Raw genomic sequence first — 1,660 nt, forward strand, 5'->3', positions numbered from 1 at the left:
GCACGTCGGATCGCTGCACGCCGCCGACGACGCGATGGCCCTGCGGCACGCGCGCGACGTGTACACCCGGCGCAACGAGGGCGTCAGCATCTGGGTGGTGCGGTCGGACTCGATCGTCGCGGCGAGCCCGGCGGAGAAGGATCCGTTCTTCGCCCCCAGCGGCGACAAGGTGTACCGCCACCCCACGTTCTACGAGATCCCCGACAATGTTCCGCACATGTGAGGCCCGGCATCCATGAGCGCAGCTTCCCCTAACGACCACGACAACGCCTATGAGGGCCTGGTGGACGAGGACTCCCTCGGCCGCTGGGCATTCGGGACCGGCTTCGACGACCCGCTGGCGGGCGTCGACACCACGGTCGCGGACGACGTCGAGCCCCGCGCGCTCGCCGCGTACTGCCTCATGCTCGGCGACGACGCGCTCGTCAGCGCCCAGCGGCTGTGCGAATGGCCCACGCGCGCACCGGAACTCGAGGAAGAGGTGGCGCTGGCCAACGTCGGCCTCGACCTGCTCGGGCAGGCGCGCCTGCTGCTGGCCCGTGCCGCCGCGGCCGACGCCTCCGTCGTGCCGTCGGTCTCCGGCACCTCGCCGGTGCCCGCCGAGGACGCGCTGGCCTTCTTCCGGTCCGAAGCCGAATTCCGCAACGTGCGCCTCTGTGAACTCGACAACGGCGACTTCGCCACGACGATGGTCCGCCTGCTGATCTTCGCGACCTGGCGCCTGGCCGTCTTCGATCGGCTGCGCGCGTCCCGCGATCCGGTGCTGGCCGCCGTGGCGGACAAGGGCGTCAAGGAGCTGACCTACCATCGCGACTACGCGGCCCGCTGGGTGGTCACCTTCGGTTGCGGCACAACCGAATCCATGCGACGTGTGCGCGACGCACTGCACCGGGTCTGGCCGTACGTGGACGAGCTGTTCGCCCCGACCGCCGAGGAGCGCGCGCTGTCGCGGGCCGCGGTCGGCGTCGACCCGCGCGACGTGCGCGCCGAGTTCGACTCGATTCTCGCCGAGGTGTCGCGCGCCGCGGCACTCGACCTGCCCGCCCTGCGCGGCGTCGGCGGACCCGCGGGCAGAGACGGCGTGCACACCGCGGCGATGGGGCCGTTGCTCGCCGAGTTGCAGGGCCTCGCCCGCGCGCATCCGGAGGGACTCTGGTGACCGCCGACCTCTGCCGCGCCCGCGAGATCGCGGCCTCGGTCACCGATCCGGAGCTTCCGGCGCTGACGCTGGCCGACCTCGGCGTGCTGCGCGACGTCACGGTGGACGAGAGCGGGCGGGTGCTCGTCACGCTCACCCCGACGTACTCGGGTTGCCCCGCGATGGCCACCATGCGCGAGGACCTCGTCCGTGAACTCCGCGCGCACGGCTATGACCGCGTGGAGATCCGGATATCCCTCACTCCCCCATGGAGTTCGGACTGGATCACCGCCGAAGGCCGCCGAAAGCTCAGCGCCGCAGGGTATTCCGTGCCCGGTCCGGCCCCGCGCCGCGCGACCGGCCCCATCCCGCTGACGCTGACCGCCACGCGCCGCGCCGTCGAGTGCCCCCGGTGCACCTCCTCGAACACCGTCCGCGTCTCCGAGTTCGGCGCCTCGCTGTGCAAGGCCCAGTACCGCTGCGCCGACTGCCTGGAACCGTTCGATCACCTGAAGGAGATCT

The 1,660-nt window shown here is 71.8% G+C and carries 3 protein-coding genes; all 3 read left to right on the top strand.

All coding sequences use genetic code 11. The features are described 5' to 3' along the window. The coding region (gene paaB, locus ON39_RS13620) for a 1,2-phenylacetyl-CoA epoxidase subunit PaaB (RefSeq protein WP_040734280.1) at positions 1-223 on the top strand (223 nt) is incomplete at its 5' end. A 12-nt stretch (positions 224-235) separates the two neighbouring features. Next, a complete protein-coding gene (gene paaC, locus ON39_RS13625; RefSeq protein ID WP_040734281.1) occupies positions 236-1,159 on the top strand; it encodes a 1,2-phenylacetyl-CoA epoxidase subunit PaaC in 924 nt (307 codons plus the stop codon). Next, on the top strand, positions 1,153-1,660 hold a 508-nt coding region (paaD, locus tag ON39_RS13630; RefSeq protein WP_040734282.1), incomplete at its 3' end, for a 1,2-phenylacetyl-CoA epoxidase subunit PaaD. The genes paaC and paaD, both read left to right, overlap by 7 nt.

The sequence above is a fragment of the Nocardia tenerifensis NBRC 101015 genome (assembly GCF_000308715.1).
In the GTDB taxonomy this organism is placed as follows: domain Bacteria; phylum Actinomycetota; class Actinomycetes; order Mycobacteriales; family Mycobacteriaceae; genus Nocardia; species Nocardia tenerifensis.

Excerpts from the sequence above, each read along its gene's own strand:
- paaC (WP_040734281.1), top strand. The coding sequence starts at position 236 with ATGAGCGCAGCTTCCCCTAACGACCACGACAACGCCTATGAGGGCCTG.